2 protein-coding genes are annotated in these 2,188 nt (G+C 69.2%); one reads left to right on the top strand and one right to left on the bottom strand.

Translation table 11 applies throughout. The features are described 5' to 3' along the window. The coding region (locus G6027_RS12715; protein WP_182637498.1) for an acyltransferase at positions 1 to 720 on the bottom strand (720 nt) is incomplete at its 3' end. 142 nt (positions 721 to 862) lie between these two features. Between G6027_RS12715 and G6027_RS12710 the strand changes: the two genes are divergently transcribed. Next, on the top strand, positions 863 to 2,188 hold a 1,326-nt coding region (locus G6027_RS12710; protein ID WP_182637499.1), incomplete at its 3' end, for a porin PorA family protein.

Raw genomic sequence — 2,188 nt, 5'->3', positions numbered from 1 at the left:
TCCGGGCGGGGCGGCGGCGAGCTCGGCGAGGATCATCCCCGCCGCGAACCACGAGGCGAACGCCGGGGGCAGGATCTGGTCGTTGACCCGCTCGGGCAGGCCGAGGTCGTACCAGGGGGCAAGGGCCCACGCCAGGCTCAGCACCCCCACAGCCGCGATCACGGGGATGCGCCACCGCGCCGCGTGGCCCCGGAGCCCGGCGAGCGCCCACCACAGCAGCGGCAGGACGAGGTAGAAGGACATCTCCACGGACAGCGACCACGCGTGGGTCAGACCCTCGACCAGGGAGTCGGGCACGTACACCTGCATCAGGGTCAGGTTGGCCGTCCAGGTCGAGGCCGAACTGTGCGCGTTCTGGGGGATGAGCAGGAACACCGCGGCCACCACCACGAGGTAGGCCGGCATGATCCGGACGAGGCGGGAACGCAGGTAGTCCACCGCGGACCGCGCGGTGCCGGGCCCGCCCCGACGGGCGTGCAGGGCGTGGGCCCGCCACAACAGGAACCCGGACAAAGCGAAGAAGACCGCCACGGACAGGTCGAACCGGCCCCAGACCCGGTTGATCACCGACCCTGTGGAGGACCCGGTCTGGAACGCGACGTGAGTGGTGAGGACCGCGAGCGCGGCGACCGCGCGGAAGCCCTCCAGCGCCGGCACGAAGCCGGTGGCGGACGGGAGAGTTCCGACTTGTCGGTCGGGGGTGGCGAATGCGTTCTTCATCACTGTTAATCTTCTCCTGATGATGGTCCGGTCCGGCGACCGACCCGGGAAGCTACCCGGTGGTAACCGGCGGATACAGGGTGCGACTCCAGGAGGACAACCGATGGCACGACAGAGCAGTTCCGCGGGACGGAGGTCGTCAGTGCCCGCACTGGTCCTCGTCGGGCTCGGCGCCTTCCTCATCACTATCGCACTGGCGCTCGTATTCTTTGTCGTGCCGGCACAGAAGAAGACCCCGCTGGACATCAACACCACCACGGTCACCGACACCACCCAGGGCGCGGTCCTGGTGGGCGCCGCACTGGCCGGCAACTCGCCGACCGAGCTCAACTCCACCCGGCCGGAGTGCAGCGCCGGGGACGCGGCCGACGACGAGGACACCGGCGCCCCCGGGGACGAGGCCGAAGTCGAGATCGTCGAGACCGAGGACGGCGCGGCGGCCGACAACTCGGATGTCCAGTTCCCGGTCACCTGCTTCATCGACAACGACATCCCGCTCTACTCGCAGCGTCGTGTCCAGGCGGTCGAGCCGTCGGACGCCGAGGTGATCACGTTCCAGGCCGCGCAGTCGCTGCTCCGCGAGGACAAGACCGGTTCGGACGGGGTCGAGGGCCTGGTCAACGCCTCGATCGACCGCGTCACCGTGGACCGCGTGACCGCCGAGCCGATCGACGAGGCGGTGAGCACCCTGCAGCTGGTGTCCACCGGGAATCCCGACGACACCGCCCCCACCGGGTTCGTCCGCAACGGTCTGCAGTACAAGTTCCCGTTCGACACCGAGCAGCGGGACTACGACTACTTCGACGCCAGCACCTTCACCACCAACCCGATCTCCTTCGTCGGTGAGACCACAGTCGGTGGCATCGACGCGTACGAGTTCCGCCAGGAGCTCGGCCCGATCGACATGTGGTCCTCGATCCGCGACCACTTCGCCTCCATCACCGACGGGTACGACCCCGCCGTGGAGTCCGTCCTCGCCAGCTACCGACGCGAGGGCATGACCGCGGGCCAGTGGGGCCTGGAGGGTGACCCGGAGCGCGAGGTCGACATGCGTCGCTACTACACCAACACCCGCACGGTGTACGTGAACCCCGAGACCGGTCAGGTCATCAACGGCAACGAGAACATCTACCAGTTCTTCGCCGAGGACCAGGACGAGGCCGAGGCCTTCTTCACCGACGCGGCGGGCATGGAGGCCGAGAAGGCCGAGCCCACCCGGACGGCCGTCCGGTTCGAGTCCGGCTGGAATGAGGAGACCAAGGAAATCACGCAGTCCGCCGCCCAGGAGACCGCCGACACGCTCAACACGTTCGGTCGCATCCTTCCCGCAGTGCTCGGAGTGCTGGGCGTGCTGGCCCTGATCGGCGGCATCCTGCTGGGTGTCCGCAGCGGTGCCGGGGGTCGCACCACCCGGGGCACGCGTGGCACCCGAGGTGCCCGCGGGGATGGGGGCGCCGGGCCGGCGACG

This window comes from Dietzia sp. SLG310A2-38A2 (assembly GCF_014145095.1).
Lineage (GTDB): Bacteria > Actinomycetota > Actinomycetes > Mycobacteriales > Mycobacteriaceae > Dietzia.
Note: the sequence above shows the minus strand (reverse complement) of the source record. Positions and strands in the feature narration are given on the sequence as shown.